Origin of the sequence: Streptomyces sp. NPDC006450, assembly GCF_040612195.1 — a bacterium.
Taxonomy (GTDB): Bacteria; Actinomycetota; Actinomycetes; order Streptomycetales; family Streptomycetaceae; genus Streptomyces.
This window is the reverse complement of sequence record NZ_JBEXPT010000033.1, coordinates 1-21,580: the sequence shown is the minus strand read 5'-3', so window position 1 is coordinate 21,580 and position 21,580 is coordinate 1. Positions and strand designations below refer to the sequence as shown.

The following is a 21,580-nucleotide window of genomic DNA, read 5'->3' as shown; positions in this document are numbered from 1 at the left end:
CCTTCCCGTGTCCCGGGTCAGGCGATGTGCTCGTTCTCCAGCTCGGTCTGGTAGCGCTGCTTGAGCTGCGGAAAGATCTTGCGGATCAGCGAGGCGCTGCGCGGATGCACCACTCCGTACCGGTCGGCCAGCAGTATGTCGAGCTGCTCGGCGGTCAGGACCTCGCCGTTCTCCTCCAGGTGGGAGCGGAACACCTCGTACGCCGCCTCCGCGAACTTCACGTCGTCGTCGCTCGGCGGCCCGCCCTCCAGGAAGGCCTCCTCCTGGCGGGGACCCGGTATCGGCAGCTCCTGCAGCTCCTGCTGCTCGCGCGCCTGCTCCGGCTCCTGCTGGTCCTCCGGGCCGGTCGGGGGCATGACCGGGGTCGGCTCCAGGCCCTCGACGTACTGCGGGTTGTAGCCGCCCTCGTACGCGGCCTGCGGCGCGCGGGGTGCCGCGAACCACGCGCTGTTGTGCGCGGCCGGCATCGCGGTCGGGTCCACCACGAAGGGCGCGGCGTCCGGGTGGCCCTGGGGGGCCTGCGCGCCGCCCGGACCCTGCGCGTACGGGGGCTGCGGCCCGGCGAGCTGGTGGTCCTGCCCGCCGTGCCCGGCATCGCCGGGAACGGGAACGGTGCCGGCGACGGCCACGACCGCCCCCGGCGACGGCTGTTGCGCATCCTCGGCGCCCGCCGGGAGAGCCGGAGCCGCCGGTTCCGCAGACGGGGCCGGGGGGATGAGGAGGGGCTCGATGCCGGCCGCCGCCAGACCCTCGGGGGCGGTCTGGGCCAGGGGGACGCCTATGCGGGCCAGCCTCAGCGGCATCAGGGCCCCGACGGGGGCCTTGCGGCGCCAGGCGCGGCCGTAGCGGGCCTGCAGGCGGGCCTGGTAGATCAGACGGTCCTGCTCCATGCCGACGGCCTGCTCGTAGGAGCGCAGCTCCCACAGCTTCATCCGGCGCCACAGCTTGAAGGTGGGAATGGGGGAGAGGAGCCAGCGGGTGAGGCGGACGCCTTCCATGTGCCGGTCCGCGGTGATGTCCGCGATCCGGCCCACCGCGTGGCGGGCGGCCTCCACGGTGACCACGAACAGGATCGGGATCACGGCGTGCATGCCGACCCCGAGGGGGTCGGGCCAGGCGGCCGCACCGTTGAAGGCGATCGTCGCCGCCGTCAGCAGCCACGCCGTCTGGCGCAGCAGCGGGAACGGGATCCGGATCCACGTCAGGAGCAGGTCCAGCGCGAGCAGGACACAGATGCCCATGTCGATGCCGATCGGGAAGACCAGCGAGAACGAGCCGAAGCCCTTCTGCAAGGCCAGGGCGCGCACGGCGGAGTAGGAACCGGCGAAGCCGATCCCCGCGATGACGACGGCTCCGGCGACCACGACACCGATCAATATCCGGTGCGTACGAGTCAGCTGCATCGCGGCCACCCGCGATCCCCTCCCCTTGTCGAGCTACGGCAGGGCACAGCGTACGCGCGTACGGCCGAGGGGACGTCGGCGGATCCGGACCCGCAGGCTCCGGGCACGGTCCGCCGACGGCGCGGTGCGTATCAGGAGTTCGAAGGCGAAGGCGAGGACGAGGGCTGCTGCGCCGACTGCTCGGGCTGCGCCGACTGCTCCGGCTGCGCCGCCTGGTTGGAGGCCGCGACCGAGGCGACGGTCTCCTTGGTCGCCGCGATGGCGTCCTGGAGCAGCTTGGCCTGGTCGGGAGCGGCCGCACCCTCGTAGGCCGTGCCGTTGTAGTCGAGGGTGATGACGACGTTGTGCGTGCGGGCGATGACCGAGGTGTTGAAGAAGTCGCCGTCCTTCTTGGTGGTGAAGGTGACGGAGGTGGCCTGGTCGCCGATGCCGCCCGCCTCCTCCGGCTTCACGTTCTCCGCGCCCTCGACGGCCTTCGCCTTCTCGACCTGCTTGGCGTACTCGTCCTCGGCGCGCTTGGTGCCGGTGCCGACCGAGGCGAGGGAGTCGTAGCGGACCAGGGATATGGAGAGCCAGCGGTACTGCGAGCCCTTCAGGCCGGCCTCGTCCAGACCGTTCCAGGTGCAGGTGGCACGGCTGGTGAGGTCGTTGGACTTGGCGGCGGTGCCGTTCGCGTCCTTCGCCTTCGGGACGATCGTCTCGATCGTCTTCGCGGCGACCGCCTTGCACGGCTCCGGCAGCGTGGCGTACACGGCCTTCTCCAGCGCCTCCTTGGAGGGCTTCGAGCTCGGCTTGGACGAAGAGGACGCTCCGGACTTCTTGCCGCTGTCGGCGCCCGACTTGCCCGAGTCGGACGAGCAGCCGGCGACCGTGAGGATCACCGGGACGGCTGCGCAGGCGAGGACGCGGGTGAGGCGCGAGGCTGATCGGTGCATGATTCCTTCAGACGTTGTGGGTCTTCGTGCGGGCTCGTTCGGTCCCTCTGACGGGCGCGGGACCCGAGCAACGGTAGCCCGACCCGGCGCCCGGCTGCTGTGCGCGCCGTCACGACGGGCCCGGGCGCCCCCCTGGGCCGGGACCGGCTAGTCGTTGAACCGCTCCACGAGCGCCTGCGCCAACTGCCGTGCCCTGTCCTGGGTTTCACCGCTGGGCGGGACCGTTCCGGGGAGCGCGGGCTGGACGCTGTACTCGACGGTGACGATGACATTCGAGGTGCGGAACACAATGCGGACGGTGCGCGCCCGCGCGGCGGTGGCGCCGGCGGCGGCGAGCTTGTCGTCGAGGAAGGCCTCGTCGCCGAGCCCTTCGAGGACGCGGGAGCCGAGCTCGGGCGGGGCGGAGGGGCTCGTGCTCGCCCCGGGGCTGGTGCCCGTACCCGTACCCGTACCCGTACTCGTACCCGTGCCCGTACTCGCAGGCGCGCTCGTGCTCGGTGTCGGTGCGGGGCTCGGCGTCGCGCCGGAGGTCCCGGAAGCCGGTGTCCCGGCCCCGGACGGCGTCGGGCTCGTCGACGGCGCCGGGGCGGGCAGGTCGGCGGCGGTGAGCTGGCGGCCGTAGACCTGCCGCGCCTTGTCGTCGTCGCTCGTGGTGGCCCGGTCGTACGAGACCACGCGCTCGAAGCCCACCGACAGCAGCCGGGTATCGGTCAGCGTCTGCGAGGTCCAGCGGCAGCCGACGCGCCGGTCCGCGTCGTACGAGGCGTCCGCGACCCCGGCGTAGAGGGCCGCGAGGGCCTCGGGGGTGAGGCCCTCGGTGGCCGGGAGCATCGCCTTGACCTTCTTGGCGTCGGCGGCCTTGCAGGGCATGGGCAGGCTGCGGTACTTGCCGGGCTGGGCAGCCGTACCGGCCTTCGCACCGGCCTTCGCGTCGCTCTTGGTTCCGATTCCGCCGCCGCCGTCGGTGCAGGCGGTGAGGCCGGCCGTGAGGGCGGTGAGCATCGCGATGGCTGGCAGGACTCCACGTACTCGGCGTACTCGTACCACCTTGCGCTGCACGTTCCACCGGCTCCCTTCGGGAAAATGCGTTGCCGCGGCTGGGGCGCGGCTGGACACAATGTCTATCGCACACGCTGGTGCCGGCGCCGGTCTCATGTCGTTTTTGAGGCCATGAGCGAGGCTTTTTGCGTATGGAGACTTTTCTGCGGTTAACGGGGTGTTGAGGCCAAAATGTCGTATGTAGAGGTACCCGGGGCGAAGGTCCCGATCCGGATGTGGACCGACCCGGCGTCGGTGGAGGACAGCGCGATGCGCCAGCTCCAGAACACCGCGGGCCTTCCCTGGATCAAGGGCCTCGCCGTCATGCCGGACGTGCACTACGGCAAGGGCGCGACGGTCGGCTCGGTCATCGCCATGAAGGACGCGGTCTGTCCGGCGGCGGTGGGCGTGGACATCGGCTGCGGCATGTCGGCGGTGAAGACCTCGCTGAACGCGAACGACCTCCCGGGGGACCTGTCGGGTCTGCGCTCGCAGATCGAGAAGGCGATCCCGGTGGGGGCGGGGATGCACCGGGAGGCGGTGGATCCGGGGCGGCTGTACGGGTTCCCGGAGCGGGGGTTCGGGGATCTGTGGGAGCGGTTCGACTGCGTCGCGGATGCGGTGAAGTTCCGGCGGGAGCGGGCGCTGCGACAAATGGGGACGCTGGGATCGGGCAATCACCATGCGGAAGTCAATATCGACCAAAATGGTGTGGTTTGGCTGACCCTGCACTCCGGATCCCGAGGTATTGGCAACGAACTTGCCAACCACCACATCGGCATCGCACGAGGGCTGTCCCACAACCAGGGGCTGATCGACCGGGACCTTGCGGTCTTCCTGTCGGCGACGCCGGAGATGGCTGCGTACCGGCACGATCTCTACTGGGCCCAGGAGTACGCCAAGTACAACCGGGCGGTGATGATGAGCCTCATGAAGGAGGTCGTCCGGCGGGAGTTCCGGAAGGCGAAGGTCTCCTTCGAGCAGGAGATCAGCTGCCACCACAACTATGTGGCGGAGGAGCGGTACGGCGGCGTGGACCTGCTGGTCACCCGCAAGGGCGCGATCCGCGCCGGCAGTGGCGAGTACGGGATCATCCCCGGCTCGATGGCGACCGGCACGTACATCGTGAAGGGCCTCGGAAACAAGGCGGCCTTCAACTCGGCCTCGCACGGAGCGGGCCGGCGGATGAGCCGGACCGCGGCCAAGAAGCGGTACACGGCGCAGGATCTGGCGGACCAGACCAAGGGCGTGGAGTGCCGTAAGGACTCGGGCGTCGTGGACGAGATTCCGGCGGCTTACAAGCCGATCGAGCAGGTCATGGAGCAGCAGCGGGACCTCGTAGAGGTCGTTGCCAAGCTCAGGCAGGTCGTCTGCATCAAGGGCTGAACGCGAGAGGGGCACCGCATGTGCGGTGCCCCTCTCGCGTTGTCGCGTCTACTGCGGTAGGGCGACGACGCGTCCGCTGCGGATCCGCCAGAGGCGCATCGCGCAGCTCTGTTCTGTCCGGTCCAGGGTGGTGGCCACTGCGGCCGGGTCGTCGAGGCGGAGCAGTTCCTGGTCGTCCTGCACGGTCCAGCGGCGTCGTGGCGGGGCGATCCTCATGTCCGCAGGGCGGACCCAACCTTGGATCGATTCCGCGTTCGCCCTCGTGTGGGCGAGGGCGAGACAGCCGTCGTAGTACAAGTGTGCGGCGAGTTGCTGTGCGGGCACGCGGGACTGCCATCCCGGGTGGGGGCCGTTTCTGTTTCTGCCGAACCCAAGTGTGAATTCAGGTGACTTGAGGCCCTTCGCGGCGCCTTCACTCGAACGCATGATGGAATGTCACATTCCCCCGGATCTCGCGCAATCCGCGGAAGGAAGTGTCAACCGGGGCATTGACGGGGGGAGTTGGTCTAGACCAGGGTGTGCCGCATGGGGAGATCTCGTGCGGTGCTTGCCGCGTTCGCGTCGTTGTCGCTCACCGTGGGCGGAGCTCAGGCCGCCGGTGCTGCCGGGGCCGAGGCCGCCGCTCCGGCCGCTGTCGCTGCTTCGCGGGTCGTGGGGCTGCCGCCCGTCGTGTCGCACGTGCCGACCAGCGAGAAGGTCGTGTTCATCACCATCGACGACGGGTGGGTGCACGATCCCGCGGTCGCGCAGACGCTCGTCGAGCAGCGGGTGCCCGCGTCGCTGTTCCTGCTGCCGGGGGCGACCTCGTACGACACCCAGTACTTCACCGGGCTGGTCGAGCAGGGGCGGGCGGTGAACGTGGAGAACCACACCGTCAACCACCCTGATCTCACTGCTCTCGACGCCGCCGGCAAGGACGCCGAGGTGTGCGGGGCCGGGGAGCAGCTCGGTGCGGTGTTCGGGCGGGAGCCGAAGCTGCTGCGGCCGCCGTTCGGGGCCGTCGACGACGAGGTGCGGCTGGCCGCCAAGGCGTGCGGGGTCAAGGCGCTGATCACGTGGACGCACGACTTCACGACGTGGGGCGGGACGCCGGCCACGCCGCAGCTGAACGCCGGCGACATCGTGCTGCTGCACTTCACGCCGACGCTCGGCACGGACCTGAAGCGGGCCCTGGACGCGGCGAAGGCCGCCGGGCTGAAGCCGGCGGCCTTGATGCCGCACCTGAAGAGTGCCGGGTTGGTGAAGTGACTACAGCTCGCGGTGGAGCTTCGTGTTCGAGGCCTGGGCGCGGGGGCGGACCACCAGGAGGTCGATGTTGACGTGGCTGGGACGGGTCACCGCCCAGGTGATGGTGTCGGCCACGTCGTCGGCGGAGAGGGGCTCGGCCACGCCGGCGTAGACCTTCTCCGCCCGCTCGACGTCGCCGCCGAAGCGGGTCTTCGCGAACTCCTCGGTCTTGACCATGCCCGGGGCGATCTCGATGACGCGGACGGGCTGGCCGACGATCTCCAGGCGGAGCGTCTCGGCGAGGACGCGGGCGCCGTTCTTGGCGGCCACGTATCCGGCGCCGCCCTCGTAGGTGGCGTGGCCGGCGGTGGAGGAGAGGACGACCACCGTGCCGTCGCCCGAGGCGGTCAGGGCCGGGAGCAGGGCCTGGGTGACGTGGAGCGTGCCGATGACGTTGACCTCGTACATCGTGCGCCAGTCGGCGGGGTCGCCGGTGGCGACGGGGTCGGCTCCGAGGGCGCCGCCGGCGTTGTTGACGAGCACGTCGCAGCGCTGCAGCGAGGCGGCGAGGGCGTCCACCGCGCTGCGGTCGGTGACGTCGAGGGCGTGGGCGGTCGCCTCGTGGCCGGCGGCCGTGATCTCGGCGGCGAGGGCCTCGATGCGGTCCTTGCGGCGGGCGGTGAGGACGACGTGGTAGCCGGCCGCGGCGAGCTGCCGGGCGGTGGCCGCGCCGATGCCGCTGCTCGCGCCGGTGACTACGGCGGTTCGGGTGGCCGTGCTCATGCTGGCTCCTCGTGCGTTCGTACGGGTGAGTACTGGCCAGCATAGGCGGGTCGCGCCGCAGGTCATCGGCCGCGTGGGGCGTACATGATCACTGCCATTCCGGCGAGGCAGACGAGGGCGCCCGCGATGTCCCAGCGGTCGGGCCGGTAGCCGTCGGCGACCACGCCCCACAGGAGGGACCCGGCGACGAAGACCCCGCCGTAGGCGGCGAGGACGCGGGCGAAGTCGCCGGTGGGCTGGAGGGTGGCGACGAACCCGTAGAGGCCCAGTGCGATGACTCCGGCGCCGATCCAGGCCCAGCCCTTGTGCTCGCGGACGCCTTGCCAGACGAGCCAGGCGCCGCCGATCTCCAGGAGCGCGGCGAGGGCGAAGAGGGCGGCGGAACGGGCGATGAGCATGGCCGGAACCCTATGCGGAGCGCTTGAGCGAGCGGGGGAGGAGGGCTCGCCCTCGTTCGTGTGATGGTCCGACCATCGGACGGGTGGGAGGGCTAGCGTCCGCGCGAGGAGGTGGTCGCGGTGCGCCGAGGTGCCGTACGGAGTGTGGTGATGGCCGGGCTGCTGGTGCTGCTCGGCGGGCTGGGGAGCGGTGTGGGGACCGCCCGCGCCGGGGCCTGGCCCGGGCCCGGGCCCGAGGCGGGGGCGGAGGCGGGGGCGGAGGTCGAGGCCGGGCCCGAGGTCGAGGCCGATGTGGCCTATCACGGGCGGGTCGCGCTGGCCGGGGGCCGGCTGCGGATCCTGCTGGTCCCGGAGAACGAGGGGCCGTCCGCCCTGGTGAACGCGACCGTGCGGCTGCGCCTGTCGGCCGATCTCGCGGACCGGCAGGAGCTGGCGGAGGGCTGCGCGCGGGCAGGGCTGCGCGAGGTGGTGTGCGAGACCGGGGAACTGCCGCTGCACGGGCGGGGACGGCACATCGGGCTGGTGATGCGGCTGAAGGAGCCGGCTTCGGAGGTGGTGGTGCGGGTCGACACCTGGTGGAACGGAGGCGCGGCCGACCGGAACCACGCCAACAACGAGCACGTGGTGCTGGCCCTGGACACGGGGGACACGTACGCGTTCTGACCAGGGGGTGGGTCCGGGAGGCGGCGCGGGGGCGGCGCGGGGGCGGACCCGGAGGCGGAGCCGGCTCCGGAGCCGGCTCCGGAGCCGCACCCGGACCGCGGCTACGGGGTGCCGACGCCGCCGAACTCGGCCACGGCCTCGTCGACGATCCGCTCCAGCCGGGCGTGGTGGGCGCCGCGCCAGTAGACGCGCTCGCAGTCGACGCACTGGGCGAAGACCTCGTACGAGCGCTGCGTGCCGCTCTCCAGCCGGTCGCCGACGCTGTCCTTGTCGGCCTCGCGCAGGGTGCCGTTGCACGCGGTGCAGCGGGTCCACGGCGCGAGGGCCGGGGCGAACCGGCCCAGGATGTCGCGGACCTGCTCGTCGGGGTTGTCGCTGTAGACGTACGCGCCGGCGAACAGCTCGCGGCGGCGCAGCAGTCCGCGATCGCGGGAGAGCAGGACGCGCTGCTCGGCGGCGGAGCGGGTGGCCAGGGCCGGGTCGCCGATGTCCTCGTTCTCGTACGCCGCGTCCACGCCCAGCAGCCGCAGGCGGCGGGCGAGGGTGCCGAGGTGGACGTCGAGGAGGAAGCGCAGCGGCGTGACCTCGGGGACGCCGGGGAGGTGCTGGGGGCGGTCGACGCCGAAGACTTCCACGGATTCGCCGGCCCGGGGCACGTGGGCGAGGGGGGTCTCGGCACCGTCGACGAGGATCCGGCCGACTTCGGTGAGCGGAACGCCGGCCGATTCGACGACGTGGCCGAGGCTGGAGACGCCGTCGGTCGCGGTCGGTACGCGCGTGCCGCGGCGCGTGGGCGCGGCGAACACGTGCAGTTCGGGGGCGAGGGTGAGCTGAATGCCGGGTCCGTTCACGGGCCCAGCATGCCATCGCGGGGCGGGGGACGGCGGTGGATTTACGCGGCCGCGCGCAGGGCCGTAAGGCCGGGGGCCGCGTGTCCTGGGACCGTACGGGCCGTGAGCCCCGGCGCGAGCGGCCGGGGCCGTATCGACGGTGGCCCTACGCGTCCGCGTCCGCGTCGGCATCCGCGGCCGCGGCCGCCGCGTCGTGGAGCTCGCGGTGGGCGTTGACCTCGTCGAAGTGGTTCTCGGCCCACTCCTTCACGGAGCTGAGCAGGCAGCCGAGGTTGCCGCCGAGGTCGGTCAGCCGGTAGTCGACGCGGACCGGGACGGTGGGCGTGACGGTGCGGGCGACGAGGCCGTCGCGCTCCAGGGAGCGCAGGGTCTGGGTCAGCATCTTCTGGCTGACGCCGGGGATCTTGCGGCCGAGCTCGCTGTAGCGCAGGGTCCGGTCCTCGGCCTGGGCGAGCGCGCTGACGATGAGGCCGACCCACTTGTCGCTGATGCGTGCCAGGAGCTGGCCGGTGGGGCACTCCTTGAGGAAGGCGTCGTAGGCGGCGCGGGCCTCTTCGCGGCGGGCCTCGGCGGTACGGGTGGCCATGGGTGCCCCACTTCCGGGTCGGGTACGCACTCCGAGGTACGTACTTACGATTCGAGAGTAACTCTCCCTAGGTTAGTTCTCACCGGAACACCGGAACGAGAGAGCGAGCCCGCGGAAGAGGCGATGGCGATGGCGATGAGCGAGATCAATCAGACGACCGGCTCGACGGCGACGACGGCGACGACGGCGACGACGATGGCGGCGGCCGTGGCCCAGGGCTTCGGCGGCCCCGAGCGGGTCGAGGTCGTACGGGTGCCGATCCCGCGGCCGGGCGCCGGGCAGGTCCGCGTACGGGTCCGGGCGGCCGGCCTGAACCCGGTCGACGGCGGGGTACGGGCCGGGGTCTTCGGCGGCGAGGGGCAGCGGCTGGGCTTCGGGTGGGACGTGGCGGGCGAGATCGACGAGCTCGGCGCGGACGTGGACGGCTGGGCGGTGTCCGACCGGGTGGTCGGCCTGCACTACGGGACGGTCAAGCCGCTCGGTACGCACGCGGAGTACGCGGTGCTCGACGCGTCGGCGCTCGCGTCGGCCCCGGTCGCGGTCGACGGGGTGACGGCGGCCGCCCTGCCGCTGAGCGGCCTGACCGCCGCCCGTGCGGTGGCCCAGCTGGAACTTCCGGCCGGATCCACGGTCCTGGTCACGGGCGCGGCGGGGGCGGTCGGGGGCCTCGCGGTCCAACTGGCGGCGCGCGCCGGCTACGTGGTGACGGCCCTGGCGGGAGCCGATGACGAGGCGCTCGTACGTTCCCTGGGCGCGGCCCACTTCGTCCCGCGCGGCGCGGCTCCGGCCGCCGCCGTGGACGGTGTCGTGGACACCGCGGTGCTCGGCGGGCCGGCGCTGGCCTTCGTCCGCGACGGCGGCGCCTACGTCGGTCTGATCCCCGGCGCAGCCCCGGCGGCGGAGCGGGGCGTCCGCGTGGTGGAACAGGAGGTCGCGGCGGACGGCGCCCACCTGGCCCGCCTCGTGTCGCTGGTCGACGCGGGGGAGCTGACGCTCAGGGTGGCGCGGACCTTCCCCCTGGCGGAGGCCTCCAAGGCCCACGCCCACCTCGCGGACCCGGGCACCCGGGGCCGCATCGTCCTGACGGCCTGAGGCCTCCGGGGACGGGGCGACGCGGCCGGATCCGACGGGGCGGGGCCCGGCCCGCTGCGCCGCCGGGGAGCGCAGTGGGCCTCGCAGGCCCAGTACAGCCGTTGATCGGCGGTCTCCTCCCGCGAAGGCGGCGCCGGTGGGCCATGCCCGGCTTCCGAGGCCGGGCCGAGGCCGGGCCGAGGCCGGCGCCGCGGAGCTGCCGGGAGCTTTGGGGCGGCCCGTCACGGCGGTGGTGCGCCGCCGCGCGGGGAGCGGGGCTCACCCGTGGGGGTGGATCGAGGCAGCCAGTGGGGCTCAGGGTGGCCAGCCGTCGCCACCCGGCCGCGCAGGTGCCAACAGGCTGTGGCCTGTCCCTGCAGGCGGCGACCCGCCGGACGCCGGCGGCGAGCAGACGAAAGGCCTCCATGTCCCCATTCACCGCTGGTCTGAGAAGAGCGCTGGAGCGAACCGGGGTCGCGGCCGCCACCGGCCTGGCGCTGGTTGTGACCCTGCCGGGAGCCGCTCTTGCCGCGCCGGGCGATCTCGATCCGGCCTTCGACGGCGACGGCAAGGTCGTCACCGACTTCGGCGGCTACGACGAGAGCCGCGACATGGCGTTGCAGTCGGACGGCAAGATCGTCACGGTCGGTCTCGCCGAGCCCCCGCCGGGCGGCGCGGCCGACTTCGCGCTGGCCCGGTACAACACCGACGGCAGCCTCGACACCGGCTTCGACGGCGACGGTCTGGTCCTGACCGACGTGAGCGGCGGCAACGAGGACGTGGCCAACGGGGTGGCGGTGCAGCCGGACGGCAAGATCGTCGTGGTCGGCCGCAGCACCGATCCCGTGAGCGGCGGGTACGGGTTCACGGTGGCCCGGTACAACCCGAACGGCAGCCTCGACACCGGCTTCAGCGGCGACGGCACCCTGCTCACCGACTTCGGAACGGGCGGCGCGCAGGAGGCCTTCGCGGTAGCGGTGCGGGCCGACGGCAAGATCGTCGCCGTCGGAATGGGCGGCGCCGAGGTGGCGGTGGCCCGCTACAACAGCGACGGCAGCCTCGACACCGGCTTCGGCGGCGACGGCATGGTCACCACGGCCTTCGCGGGCGGCTCCGCGACCGCCTACGACGTGGCGCTGTCGCCGGCGGACGACAAGATCGTGGTCGCCGGTCGTGCCGGGTACAACTACCCGGCGAACGCCTCCGACTTCGCGGTCGCCCGGTACAACGCGAACGGCAGCCTCGACACCGGCTTCGACGGGGACGGCAGGGTGACCACCCCCTTCGCCGAGGCCGACGTGGCCGGTGGGGTGAAGCTGCAGTCCGACGGGAAGGTCGTCGTGGCGGGGAGCAGCGCCTTCGACTTCGCACTGGCCCGCTACCACGTGAACGGCGCTCTCGACAGCGGCTTCAGCGGCGACGGCAAGGTCACGACCGACTTCGGAACCGGCACCCTGGACGGAAGCTCCGACCTGGAGCTGCAGTCCGACGGCAAGATCGTCGCCGCGGGCATCAGCCAGGCCGACTTCGCGGTGGCCCGCTACACCACCGACGGCGCCCTGGACGGCGGCTTCGGGACCGGCGGCAAGGTGACGACCGACGTGTACTTCGGCTTCTTCGACACCGCCAGTGCGGTGGCGCTGCAGTCCGACGGCAAGATCGTCCTCTCCGGCAACACCGGCGACGAGCGCGGACTCGTCCGCTACCAGGTCGCCGCGACCCCGCCGCCCCCGCCGGGGGTGAACCTGTCGGTCACCAAGACCGGACCCGCCACCGTCAGCATCGGCGACCAGGCCACCTACACCGTGACGGTGACCAATACGAGCACCACGACGGCGGCCACGGGAGTCACGCTGGCCGACACCCTCACCGGACCCGGATCCCTCCTGTCCGCCGTGCCCGGCCAGGGCACCTGCACCACCACGTCCACCAGCGCCAACTGCGCTCTGGGTTCCCTCGCCCCGGGCGCCCGGGCCACGGTGACGGTGGTCGCCGAACCCCGGGCCACGGGCACCCTGTCCGACAGGGCCACGGCCGGTGCCGCGCAAACCGACCCGGTGCTCACCGACAACACGGCGACGGCGACCACCACGGTCAACAACGCGCGGGGCTGCACGATCATCGGCACCAGCGGCGCGGACACCCTGACCGGGGGCTACTTCAACGACGTGATCTGCGCCCTCAGCGGCAACGACACCGTCCGGGCCGGCTACGGCAACGACACGGTTCACGCCGGCCCCGGCAACGACAACGTGGACGGCGGCTTCGGCGCCGACACGCTGACCGGCGGTACCGGGAACGACACCCTGACCGGCTACTACGGCGACGACGTGCTCAACACGGTCGACGGGGCCTCCGGCAACGACACCGCCAACGGCGGCTTCGGCACCGACACGTGCACGACCGACCCGGGCGACACCCGCCTGAGCTGCCCGTAGCGAACGACGCATCCCCCGTCCGCCCCGGCCCGCGGGGTCTGCCCCCGGAGGTCACGCCGCCCGGGGCGGGCCCGCGGGACCCGGGCAAGGACCAGGTCGGGTCAGGGCCAGACCAGGCAGTACGGCTGGTGCCCGGCTTCGTGCAGGCGGTGGCTGAAATCCTGCCATTCGTGGAGCAGCTGGTAGACGTTGAAGGCGTCGCGGGGGCCGCCGCGGTCGGGGACCGTGGACCAGATGAAGGCGGCGGCGCCGACCGATTCCTCGCCGATGCCGCGCAGCGGGTCGACGACGGTCATCGGGAGTTTCACGACGGCGTAGTCGGGGTGGAGGACGACCAGTTCCAGCGGGGGCACCTTGTGCAGGGGTATGCCCTCGATGCCGGTCAGGACCATCGCGGCGACGGTTTCCGGCTTGATCTTGGTGAACATGCCGCCCATGCCGAGCTCGTCGCCGCCGAGCTCCTCCGGCCGCATCGTGACCGGGACGCGCGCCGCCGTGGCCCCGTCGGGGGCGCCGAAGTACTTGTACGTCACGCCCATGCCGCGCCCTCTGGGGAGGCCGTCGGGGTCCTGTGTGGGGCCCGGTACGGGTTCTGCCGCGTCCGTGGCGCGACGGCGGTGCTTGCCGCGGCGCCGTTCGCGGGCGCGCTGCGGGTCCAGGCCGTCCGTGCCCTCGCCCGGTCCACCACCGCGTTGCATATCTCCACCCGACTGGTCTTGCCTGCCCCGGCCCCGTGACCCCCGCCACGCAGCCTGATCATCATGGCAGTGACCTCCCCCGGGGCGGCGCGGTGAAACGCCCGTCCGCAAGTCAGTCGCGGCCTCTGAGACCATGGCTGGTGTGAGCTACCCGTACCCGTATGAAGCCAAAGTCTCGCAGACTCTCTTTGACCGCGCGTCCCTCGTGACGCCTGGCGGCGTGAACTCTCCCGTGCGCGCCTTCCGCGCCGTGGGCGGAACGCCCAGGTTCATGGTGTCCGGTACCGGTCCGTACCTGACCGATGCCGACGGGCGCGAGTACGTCGACCTCGTCTGCTCGTGGGGGCCGATGATCCTCGGCCACGCCCACCCGGCCGTGGTGGAGGCCATCCAGGCCGCCGTCGTCCGCGGCACCTCCTTCGGTACTCCCGGTGAGGGCGAGGTCGCGCTCGCCGAGGAGATCGTCGCGCGCATCACACCCGTGGAGCAGGTCCGTCTGGTGTCCTCCGGGACCGAGGCGACCATGTCCGCGATCCGCCTCGCCCGCGGGTTCACCGGCCGCGCCAAGATCGTGAAGTTCGCCGGCTGCTACCACGGGCACGTGGACGCGCTGCTGGCCGCCGCCGGCTCCGGGCTCGCGACCTTCGCGCTGCCGGACACCCCCGGGGTGACGGGCGCGCAGGCCGGCGACACGATCGTGCTCCCCTACAACGATCTGGAATCGGTCCGGGCGGCCTTCGCCGCGCACCCCGGCGAGATCGCCTGTGTGATCACCGAGGCCGCGCCCGGCAACATGGGCGTCGTGACCCCGGGGGAGGGCTTCAACCAGGGGCTCGCCGACCTGTGCCGGGCGTACGGTGCCCTGTACATCTCCGACGAGGTCATGACGGGTTTCCGTACCTCGCGCGCCGGCTGGTACGGCGTGGACGGGGTCGAGCCCGACCTGATGACCTTCGGCAAGGTCATGGGCGGCGGCTTCCCGGCCGCGGCGTTCGGCGGCCGGGCGGACGTCATGGGCCACCTGGCGCCCGTGGGTCCCGTCTACCAGGCGGGCACGCTGTCCGGTAACCCGATCGCGACGGCCGCCGGTCTCGCACAGCTGCGGCTGCTGGACGACGCGGCGTACGAGAAGGTCGACGCCGTGTCGCGCCAGATCCAGGGGCTGGTCACCGAGGCGCTCACCAAGGAGGGCGTCGCGCACCGGGTGCAGACCGCCTCCAACATGTTCTCCGTGTTCTTCACCGAGGACGAGGTCCGCAACTACGACGACGCGAAGAAGCAGGAAGCCTTCCGCTTCAACGGCTTCTTCCACTCGATGCTGGCGCAGGGCGTCTACCTGCCGCCCTCGGCGTTCGAGTCGTGGTTCGTGTCCACCTCCCACGACGACAAGGCGATCGAGCGCATCGCGGCCGCCCTGCCGGCCGCCGCGCGGGCCGCCGCGGAGGCCACCGCATGAGCAATCAGGGCAGTGCCGAGATCACCGTCGTCCACGTGGTGCGCCACGGCGAGGTGCACAACCCGGACGGGGTCCTCTACGGCCGCCGCTCCGGCTACCACCTCTCCGAGCTGGGCCGCAAGATGGCGGACCGGGTCGCGGAGCACCTGGAGAACCGGGACGTGACGTACGTCGTGGCCTCTCCGCTGGAGCGGGCCCAGGAGACGGCCGCGCCGATCGCCAAGGCGCACGGGCTGGACCTGGCGACCGACGGCCGCCTCGTCGAGGCGGGCAACGTCTTCGAGGGCAAGACCTTCGGGGTCGGGGACGGCGCGCTGCGCCGGCCCCAGAACTGGAAGCACCTGACGAACCCGTTCAAGCCGTCCTGGGGCGAGCCGTACGTCGAGCAGGTCGTGCGGATGATGAGCGCGATCGAGTCCGCCCGTGACGCGGCGCGCGGCCACGAGGCGGTGGCGGTCAGCCATCAGCTGCCGATCTGGATCGTGCGGAGCTTCGCGGAGAAGCGGCGGCTGTGGCACGACCCGCGCCGCCGCCAGTGCACGCTGGCTTCGCTCACCTCGTTCACGTACCAGGGCGACAGGCTGGTGTCGGTGGGCTACAGCGAGCCGGCCCGGGACCTGGTCCCGGCGCACCTCCTCGCGGGGGCGAAGCCGGTGAAGGGCAAGTCCAAGGCCTTCGGCGCGTAAGGCCCGGCCGGGCGGTACGGATGACCGGGCTCGGCCCCCTCGGGCCGGGCCCGGAGCCTTTGGCCCGGGCCGGGGCCGCCGGACCCGGGGCCGCCGGACGCGGGCCGCCGGACGTGTCCGGTTGGTCAAGACTCTGCCTAATTTCATACAAGTTGCCTGGCGGGGCTGTGTCACCCCTTGCCTTCGCTGGGATGTCCGTTTGTATGACATTTCATGAGCGATATGCGCGGCTTCAGCCGAAGAGGAGTGCTCGGACTCGGACTTGGTGCCGCCGCCGCGGCCGGCGTCGCCGGCTGCAGCGTCGGCGGGCCGTCCGGCACGGGCAACCCCGGACCGGTCAACCCGTCGGGCGCGGCGCAGCCCACCGCCCCGCCCGGCCCGGTGGTCAAGCCCATCGGCGACGGATCCACCGCCGACACCGGGCCGCAGCCGCACCAGCCGGCCGCCCCCGTACCCCTCCAGCCGGGCGAGACGCCGCCGCAGTTCGTGGTGTTCAGCTGGGACGGCGCGGGCGAGATCGGCAACGGGCTCTTCCCCCGGTTCCTCAAGCTCGCCAAGGACCACGGCGCGGCGATGACCTTCTTCCTCTCGGGCATCTACCTCCTCCCTGAGTCGAAGAAGGACCTCTACCGGCCGCCGAAGAACCGCGTCGGCGCCTCCGACATCGGCTACCTCAAGGACGAGAACGTCCGGAGCACCCTCAGGTACGTGCGCGAGGCGTGGCTGGACGGCCACGAGATAGGCACCCACTTCAACGGGCACTTCTGCGGCGGCTCCGGCTCGGTCGGCAAGTGGACCCCCGAGGACTGGCGGAGCGAGATCGACCAGGCCGTGTCCTTCGTCACCAACTGGCGTACGAACACCGGCTGGACCGACCTCGAACCGCTGCCCTTCGACTACCGCAAGGAGCTGGCCGGCGCCCGCACCCCCTGCCTGCTCGGCCAGGACAACCTGCTGCCGACCGCTCGGAAGCTGGGCTGGCGCTACGACTCCAGCTCGCCCGGCGGCCTCCAGCAGTGGCCCGTCAAGCGCGGGGGCCTGTGGGACCTGCCGCTGCAGTCGCTGCCGTTCCCCGGGCACTCCTTCGAGGTGCTGTCGATGGACTACAACATCCTCGCGAACCAGTCCAAGAACACCACCAGGGGCGTCCCGTCGAACTACCCGGCCTGGCGCACCCAGGCCACCGCCGCCTACCTCGGCGGCTTCAAGCGGGCCTACGAGTCCAACCGGGCACCCCTCTTCATCGGCAACCACTTCGAGGAGTGGAACGGCGGCATCTACATGGACGCCGTCGAGGAGGCCCTCAAAGGCATGGCGGACAAAAAGGACGTACGCCTCGTATCCTTCCGGCAGTTCACCGACTGGCTCGACGTCCAGGACCCCGAGGTGCTGGCCAGGCTGCGCACGCTCGGCCCCGGTCAGGCGCCGACCGGTGGCTGGGGCACGTATCTCGCGGCGGCCTGAACCGCCCCGGGTCAGTACCTGACCAGCGGCTTCACGGACCCCGCGGGGGGCGCGGAAGATCCGCAAACCGCACATGCGAAACTTTTCACATGAGCCTTAGCCGCGCCCCCCGCCGCAGCCGCTCGACCAGCGGCCGCGCCCTCCTGCTGACCGCGGTGACCCTCGCCGGCGCACTCACCCTCACGGCGTGCGGCGATGCGGACGGCGGCAGCAAATCCTCCGGTTCGGCCGGCGGCAACTACGTGACGGGCTCCAGCGGCGTCTCCACCGTCGCCCGGGGCAAGCGCGTCGACGCGCCCAAGCTCGACGGCGAGACCGTCGACGGCGCGACCCTGGACGTCACCACCCTCAAGGGCAAGGTCGTCGTCCTCAACGTCTGGGGCTCCTGGTGCCCGCCGTGCCGCGCCGAGGCCAAGTACTTCGCGAAGGTGTCCCAGGAGATGGCGGAGGCCGGCGAGCCCGTCGCCTTCGTCGGCATCAACACCCGGGACAACACCAAGCAGAACGCCACCTCCTTCGAAGAGACCTACGGGATCACCTACCCGAGCCTCTACGACCCGGACGGCAAGCTGGTCCTGCGCTTCCCCAAGGGCTCGCTCAACCCTGCGGCCATCCCCTCCACGATCGTCCTCGACAAGGAGGGCAAGATCGCCGCCCGCACCCTGGCCGCGGTCAACGAGCAGCAGCTGCGCGCGATGATCAACCCGCTGCTCGCGGAGAAGTGACCTCGTGGTCACCGAGCTCTCCGCGCTCTCGGCGTTCCCGGGGACCGTGCTCGCCGCCGAAGCGACCGGCGTGAACACGACCGTCCTCAACGGCGCCCTGCTGCTGGCCCTGCCGATCGCCCTGCTCGCCGGGCTGGTCTCCTTCTTCTCGCCGTGCGTGCTGCCGCTGGTCCCCGGCTACCTCTCCTACGTGACCGGCGTCGGCGGCGCCGACCTCGCCGAGGCCCGCCGCGGCCGGATGCTGGGCGGCGCGAGCCTGTTCGTCCTCGGCTTCACCTCCGTGTTCGTCTCGACCGGCGCGCTGTTCGGGTACTTCGGGCAGACCCTCGACGCGAACAAGGAAGTCATCTCCCGGGTCCTCGGCGGCCTGGTGATCCTGCTCGGCCTGTTCTTCATGGGCGCGATCCCCGGTCTGACGATGCGCGAGTTCCGCTTCCACAGGAAGCCGACCGTCGGACTGATCGGCGCGCCCGTGCTCGGCGTGCTCTTCGGACTCGGCTGGACCCCCTGCATGGGCCCGACCCTGGCCGCCGTCGGCACCCTCTCCCTCGACCAGGCGACCGCGGGCCGCGGCGCGCTGCTCACCGTGGTCTTCTGCCTGGGGCTGGGGCTGCCGTTCATCGCCACCGCCCTCGCCTTCCGCAAGGCGCTCGGCGCCTTCGGCTGGGTGAAGAAGCACTACGCGTGGGTGATGCGGATCGGCGGCGGCATGCTGATCCTGACCGGTCTGCTGCTCGTCACAGGTTTGTGGAGCAGCATCGTCAGCGACATGCAGAGCTGGACCAACGGCTTCACGGTGGGGATCTGAGGACTACACGGACATGAGTACGACCGACAAGGCGTCCACCGAGGCGCCGCACGATGCCCCCGAGTCCGAGGATTCCGCCTCCGCCGATGCTTCGGCCGAGGCGGCCGCCGGCGCGCAGCTGTCCACCGCTCCCCTGGAGGACGCCCCCGGCGGCCCCGTGGGCATCGGGGTGCTCGGCTGGGCCCGCTGGTTCTGGCGGCAGCTCACCTCGATGCGGGTGGCGCTGATCCTGCTCTTCCTGCTGTCGCTGGCGTCCATCCCGGGCTCGCTGGTCCCGCAGAACCAGGTCGACCTGATGAAGGTCGCCGCCTGGAAGAAGGAGCACGCCTCCTGGGTGGGCGTCGCCGAGAAGCTCCAGCTCTTCGACGTCTACAGCTCGGTGTGGTTCTCCGCGATCTACCTGCTGCTGTTCATCTCGCTGATCGGCTGCATCCTGCCGCGTTCCTGGCAGTTCGTCGGCCAGCTCACCGGGCGGCCGCCGGCCGCGCCCAAGCGGCTCGACCGGATGCCCGCGTACACGACGTGGCGCACGGACGCCTCCCCGGACGAGGTGCTCGCCACCGCGCGCGGCCTGCTCAAGCGCCGCCGCTTCCGTACGGAGGCAGGCACGGGATCGGGGTCGGGATCGGGATCGGTCTCGGCCGAGAAGGGCTACCTGCGCGAGGCCGGGAACCTGATCTTCCACGTGGCGCTGATCGTCATGCTGATCGCCTTCGCCTGGGGCCAGTACTTCAAGTCCGAGGGCGGCAAGCTCGTCCTGCGCGGCAAGGGCTTCTCGAACACCCTCACCCAGTACGACGACTTCAAGGCCGGCGGCCTCTTCGACCCCGACGACCTGCCGCCCTTCTCCTTCACCCTGGACAAGTTCGACGCCACCTTCGAGCGCACGGGCCCGCAGAAGGGCACCCCGCGCGACTTCAAGGCGTACGTCACCTTCAGCAACGGGGCGCACGGAACGCCGGAGAAGCGCGAGATCCAGGTCAACAAGCCGCTGGAGGTGGACGGCTCCAAGGTCTACCTGCTCGGCCACGGCTACGCGCCGGTCATCTCGGTGACCGACTCCACCGGCAAGATGGTCTACAAGGACGCCGTGCCGATGCTGCCGCAGGACGGCAACCTCACCTCCACCGGAGCCGTCAAGGTCACCGACGGCTACAAGGACAAGGACGGGAAGACGACGCAGCTCGGCTTCGCCGCGATGTTCGTGCCGACCTTCGCGGGCGCCGGCCAGGGCACGATGTTCTCGCAGTTCCCGGAGCTGGACTTCCCGGCGCTCGCGCTGAACGCGTGGCACGGCAGCCTCGGGGTGGACTCGGGGCTGCCGCAGAACGTGTACCAGCTGGACACGTCCAAGATGCAGCAGTTCAAGACCGAGGACGGCCAGCCGCTCGCCAAGCGGATGCTGCCCGGGGAGAGCATGGAACTGCCCGGCGGTCAGGGCACCGTGAAGTTCGAGGGCATCGAGCGCTGGGCGACCTTCTCGATCACCCACCAGCCCGGCAGCGGCCTCGCCCTCGCCGGCGCCGTCGCCGCCATCGCGGGACTCGCGGGCTCCCTCTTCATCCAGCGCCGCCGGATCTGGGTGCGCGCGGTCCGCGGCGAGGACGGCGTGACCGTCGTCGAGATGGCGGGCCTCGGCCGCAGCGAGTCCGCCAGGCTCCCGGAGGAGCTGGCGGTCCTGGCCGGCGTGCTCCACGAGCAGGCGCCCACGGCGGCGCCCCCGCCGCCCGTCGCCGAAACCGAACCCGAACCTGCCGAAGAAGCCGAAGAAGTCGAAGGGGAGCGCGCGTGATGCAGCTCGCGGCCGCAGCCAACGAGAGTCTGGCTCACCTCAGCAACAACCTGATCTACGCGTCCATGGCGGTCTACACCCTCGCCTTCTTCGCCCACATCGCCGAATGGATCTTCGGTAGCCGCAGCAAGGTGGCCCGTACGGCCGCCGCGCTCACCAGCTCCGGAGCCGCGTCCGCGTCCGGGGCCGCCGCCCCCGCCGTCCAGGTGCGGGGCAAGGCCGGTACCGCCGTCCTCGACAAGCCCAAGGTGGTCACGCGCAGCGCCGCCGGCACCCGTGACGTCCCGGACGGCCCCGGCGCGGCCGGCGGCACCGTCCAGGGCGACCTGTACGGGCGCATCGCGATCTCGCTGACCACCCTCGGCTTCCTGCTCGCCGCGGGCGGGGTCGGCGCCCGCGCGATGTCGGTGGAGCGGGCCCCCTGGGGCAACATGTACGAGTTCTCGATCACCTTCTCCACGGTGGCCGTCGGCGCGTACCTGCTGCTCCTCGCGCTGAAGAAGAACGTCCGCTGGCTCGGCCTGTTCCTGGTCACCACGGTCCTGCTCGACCTCGGCATCGCCACCACGGTGCTCTACACCGACAGCGACCAGCTGGTGCCCGCGCTGAAGTCGTACTGGCTGCTGATCCACGTCTCCACCGCGATCATCTGCGGTGCGGTCTTCTACATCGGCGCGGCCGGCGCGGTCATGTACCTCTTCCGCGACGGCTACGAGGCGAAGCTCGCGCGCGGCGGCAAGCCGGGCAAGTTCGCCACCTCGGTCTGGGAGCGCTTCCCGTCGGCGGCCTCGCTCGACAAGTTCTCGTACCGCATCAACGCGGCCGTCTTCCCGCTGTGGACCTTCACGATCATCGCGGGCGCGATCTGGGCCGGCGACGCGTGGGGCCGCTACTGGGGCTGGGACCCCAAGGAGGTCTGGTCCTTCGTGACCTGGGTGGCGTACGCCTGCTACCTGCACGCCCGTGCCACGGCCGGCTGGAAGGGCCGCAAGGCCGCGTACCTCGCGCTCTTCGCGTTCGCCTGCTGGATCTGGAACTACTACGGCGTGAACATCCTGCTGAGCGGCAAGCACTCGTACGCGGGCGTCTGACCCGGGGACGCGTGGACGCGTGAACGCGTAGGACCGATGGCCGCAGGGGCCGGGCAGCCGAAAGGCGGCCCGGCCCCTGCG

The 21,580-nt window shown here is 71.7% G+C and carries 21 protein-coding genes; 12 read left to right on the top strand and 9 right to left on the bottom strand.

Going from position 1 to position 21,580, the window contains the following annotated elements; translation table 11 throughout:
- Positions 1-17: 17 nt before the first annotated feature.
- The 3 genes from ABZY57_RS13435 to ABZY57_RS13425 all read right to left on the bottom strand — a co-directional run bounded on the left by ABZY57_RS13435 (position 18) and on the right by ABZY57_RS13425 (position 3,397).
- Positions 18-1,403: a DUF2637 domain-containing protein gene (locus ABZY57_RS13435; RefSeq protein WP_356511331.1), complete on the bottom strand. Its 1,386-nt coding sequence runs from the start codon at positions 1,401-1,403 to the stop codon at positions 18-20.
- Between the two features lie 131 nt (positions 1,404-1,534).
- The gene (locus tag ABZY57_RS13430; RefSeq protein WP_356511329.1) at positions 1,535-2,338 is read right to left on the bottom strand and encodes a DUF3558 family protein; all 804 of its coding nucleotides are present in this window, start codon (positions 2,336-2,338) and stop codon (positions 1,535-1,537) included.
- A gap of 147 nt (positions 2,339-2,485) precedes the next feature.
- Complete coding sequence (locus tag ABZY57_RS13425; RefSeq protein WP_356511328.1) at positions 2,486-3,397, bottom strand: DUF3558 domain-containing protein; 912 nt, start codon at positions 3,395-3,397, stop codon at positions 2,486-2,488.
- Between the two features lie 171 nt (positions 3,398-3,568).
- Between ABZY57_RS13425 and ABZY57_RS13420 the strand changes: the two genes are divergently transcribed.
- A complete protein-coding gene (locus tag ABZY57_RS13420) occupies positions 3,569-4,762 on the top strand; it encodes an RtcB family protein (RefSeq protein ID WP_356511326.1) in 1,194 nt (397 codons plus the stop codon).
- Positions 4,763-4,810: 48 nt separating this feature from the next.
- Here the strand turns inward: ABZY57_RS13420 and ABZY57_RS13415 are convergent, their stop codons facing one another.
- The gene (locus ABZY57_RS13415; protein ID WP_356511324.1) at positions 4,811-5,086 is read right to left on the bottom strand and encodes a hypothetical protein; all 276 of its coding nucleotides are present in this window, start codon (positions 5,084-5,086) and stop codon (positions 4,811-4,813) included.
- 201 nt (positions 5,087-5,287) lie between these two features.
- Between ABZY57_RS13415 and ABZY57_RS13410 the strand changes: the two genes are divergently transcribed.
- Positions 5,288-6,010, top strand: a complete 723-nt coding sequence (locus tag ABZY57_RS13410; RefSeq protein WP_356511322.1) for a polysaccharide deacetylase family protein — start codon at positions 5,288-5,290, stop codon at positions 6,008-6,010.
- Here ABZY57_RS13410 and ABZY57_RS13405 read toward each other — a convergent pair whose 3' ends face one another.
- Both ABZY57_RS13405 and ABZY57_RS13400 read right to left on the bottom strand, forming a co-directional pair.
- A complete protein-coding gene (locus ABZY57_RS13405) occupies positions 6,011-6,772 on the bottom strand; it encodes an SDR family oxidoreductase (protein WP_356511320.1) in 762 nt (253 codons plus the stop codon).
- Positions 6,773-6,834: 62 nt separating this feature from the next.
- The gene (locus tag ABZY57_RS13400) at positions 6,835-7,170 is read right to left on the bottom strand and encodes a YnfA family protein (RefSeq protein WP_356511318.1); all 336 of its coding nucleotides are present in this window, start codon (positions 7,168-7,170) and stop codon (positions 6,835-6,837) included.
- A gap of 120 nt (positions 7,171-7,290) precedes the next feature.
- On the opposite strand from ABZY57_RS13400, the gene ABZY57_RS13395 reads away from it, so the two are divergent.
- Positions 7,291-7,833, top strand: a complete 543-nt coding sequence (locus ABZY57_RS13395) for a hypothetical protein (RefSeq protein ID WP_356511316.1) — start codon at positions 7,291-7,293, stop codon at positions 7,831-7,833.
- Between the two features lie 101 nt (positions 7,834-7,934).
- On the opposite strand, the gene ABZY57_RS13390 is transcribed toward ABZY57_RS13395, so the two are convergent.
- Positions 7,935-8,684, bottom strand: coding sequence for a Mut7-C RNAse domain-containing protein (locus tag ABZY57_RS13390; protein WP_356511314.1), 750 nt, complete (start codon positions 8,682-8,684; stop codon positions 7,935-7,937).
- 145 nt (positions 8,685-8,829) lie between these two features.
- On the bottom strand, positions 8,830-9,270 hold the full coding sequence (locus ABZY57_RS13385; RefSeq protein WP_356511312.1) for a helix-turn-helix domain-containing protein: 441 nt from the start codon (positions 9,268-9,270) through the stop codon (positions 8,830-8,832).
- 195 nt (positions 9,271-9,465) lie between these two features.
- Between ABZY57_RS13385 and ABZY57_RS13380 the strand changes: the two genes are divergently transcribed.
- Positions 9,466-10,362, top strand: coding sequence for an NADP-dependent oxidoreductase (locus ABZY57_RS13380; protein ID WP_356511389.1), 897 nt, complete (start codon positions 9,466-9,468; stop codon positions 10,360-10,362).
- Positions 10,363-10,766: 404 nt separating this feature from the next.
- Positions 10,767-12,779, top strand: a complete 2,013-nt coding sequence (locus ABZY57_RS13375; RefSeq protein ID WP_356511311.1) for a calcium-binding protein — start codon at positions 10,767-10,769, stop codon at positions 12,777-12,779.
- Between the two features lie 101 nt (positions 12,780-12,880).
- Here the strand turns inward: ABZY57_RS13375 and ABZY57_RS13370 are convergent, their stop codons facing one another.
- Entirely contained in the window at positions 12,881-13,318 is a 438-nt protein-coding gene (locus ABZY57_RS13370; RefSeq protein WP_008738524.1) for a hypothetical protein, read from the bottom strand.
- Positions 13,319-13,610: 292 nt separating this feature from the next.
- Between ABZY57_RS13370 and hemL the strand changes: the two genes are divergently transcribed.
- The 7 genes from hemL (at position 13,611) to ccsB (ending at position 21,499) form a co-directional block, all read left to right on the top strand.
- Complete coding sequence (gene hemL, locus ABZY57_RS13365) at positions 13,611-14,933, top strand: glutamate-1-semialdehyde 2,1-aminomutase (protein WP_356511309.1); 1,323 nt, start codon at positions 13,611-13,613, stop codon at positions 14,931-14,933.
- Entirely contained in the window at positions 14,930-15,619 is a 690-nt protein-coding gene (locus ABZY57_RS13360) for a histidine phosphatase family protein (RefSeq protein ID WP_356511307.1), read from the top strand. Before hemL ends, ABZY57_RS13360 begins: the two co-directional genes overlap by 4 nt.
- A gap of 222 nt (positions 15,620-15,841) precedes the next feature.
- A complete protein-coding gene (locus tag ABZY57_RS13355; RefSeq protein ID WP_356511386.1) occupies positions 15,842-17,083 on the top strand; it encodes a hypothetical protein in 1,242 nt (413 codons plus the stop codon).
- A gap of 89 nt (positions 17,084-17,172) precedes the next feature.
- The gene (locus ABZY57_RS13350; protein ID WP_356511305.1) at positions 17,173-17,808 is read left to right on the top strand and encodes a TlpA disulfide reductase family protein; all 636 of its coding nucleotides are present in this window, start codon (positions 17,173-17,175) and stop codon (positions 17,806-17,808) included.
- 4 nt (positions 17,809-17,812) lie between these two features.
- Positions 17,813-18,616, top strand: coding sequence for a cytochrome c biogenesis protein CcdA (locus ABZY57_RS13345; protein WP_356511303.1), 804 nt, complete (start codon positions 17,813-17,815; stop codon positions 18,614-18,616).
- A gap of 13 nt (positions 18,617-18,629) precedes the next feature.
- The gene (locus ABZY57_RS13340; protein WP_356511301.1) at positions 18,630-20,408 is read left to right on the top strand and encodes a cytochrome c biogenesis protein ResB; all 1,779 of its coding nucleotides are present in this window, start codon (positions 18,630-18,632) and stop codon (positions 20,406-20,408) included.
- Positions 20,408-21,499, top strand: a complete 1,092-nt coding sequence (gene ccsB / locus ABZY57_RS13335; RefSeq protein ID WP_356511384.1) for a c-type cytochrome biogenesis protein CcsB — start codon at positions 20,408-20,410, stop codon at positions 21,497-21,499. The genes ABZY57_RS13340 and ccsB overlap by 1 nt, the downstream gene beginning before the upstream one ends.
- Positions 21,500-21,580: the final 81 nt, after the last annotated feature.

Bases quoted from the DNA above. Each gene is read 5' to 3' on its own strand.
- ABZY57_RS13355 (WP_356511386.1), top strand. From the start codon at position 15,842: ATGCGCGGCTTCAGCCGAAGAGGAGTGCTCGGACTCGGACTTGGTGCC.
- ABZY57_RS13370 (WP_008738524.1), bottom strand. From the start codon at position 13,318: ATGGGCGTGACGTACAAGTACTTCGGCGCCCCCGACGGGGCCACGGCG.
- hemL (WP_356511309.1), top strand. From the start codon at position 13,611: ATGGCTGGTGTGAGCTACCCGTACCCGTATGAAGCCAAAGTCTCGCAG.
- ABZY57_RS13400 (WP_356511318.1), bottom strand. From the start codon at position 7,170: ATGCTCATCGCCCGTTCCGCCGCCCTCTTCGCCCTCGCCGCGCTCCTG.
- ABZY57_RS13430 (WP_356511329.1), bottom strand. From the start codon at position 2,338: ATGCACCGATCAGCCTCGCGCCTCACCCGCGTCCTCGCCTGCGCAGCC.
- ABZY57_RS13350 (WP_356511305.1), top strand. From the start codon at position 17,173: ATGAGCCTTAGCCGCGCCCCCCGCCGCAGCCGCTCGACCAGCGGCCGC.
- ABZY57_RS13435 (WP_356511331.1), bottom strand. From the start codon at position 1,403: ATGCAGCTGACTCGTACGCACCGGATATTGATCGGTGTCGTGGTCGCC.
- ccsB (WP_356511384.1), top strand. From the start codon at position 20,408: ATGCAGCTCGCGGCCGCAGCCAACGAGAGTCTGGCTCACCTCAGCAAC.
- ABZY57_RS13420 (WP_356511326.1), top strand. From the start codon at position 3,569: ATGTCGTATGTAGAGGTACCCGGGGCGAAGGTCCCGATCCGGATGTGG.
- ABZY57_RS13385 (WP_356511312.1), bottom strand. From the start codon at position 9,270: ATGGCCACCCGTACCGCCGAGGCCCGCCGCGAAGAGGCCCGCGCCGCC.
- ABZY57_RS13380 (WP_356511389.1), top strand. From the start codon at position 9,466: ATGGCGGCGGCCGTGGCCCAGGGCTTCGGCGGCCCCGAGCGGGTCGAG.
- ABZY57_RS13340 (WP_356511301.1), top strand. From the start codon at position 18,630: ATGAGTACGACCGACAAGGCGTCCACCGAGGCGCCGCACGATGCCCCC.
- ABZY57_RS13360 (WP_356511307.1), top strand. From the start codon at position 14,930: ATGAGCAATCAGGGCAGTGCCGAGATCACCGTCGTCCACGTGGTGCGC.
- ABZY57_RS13375 (WP_356511311.1), top strand. From the start codon at position 10,767: ATGTCCCCATTCACCGCTGGTCTGAGAAGAGCGCTGGAGCGAACCGGG.
- ABZY57_RS13410 (WP_356511322.1), top strand. From the start codon at position 5,288: ATGGGGAGATCTCGTGCGGTGCTTGCCGCGTTCGCGTCGTTGTCGCTC.
- ABZY57_RS13405 (WP_356511320.1), bottom strand. From the start codon at position 6,772: ATGAGCACGGCCACCCGAACCGCCGTAGTCACCGGCGCGAGCAGCGGC.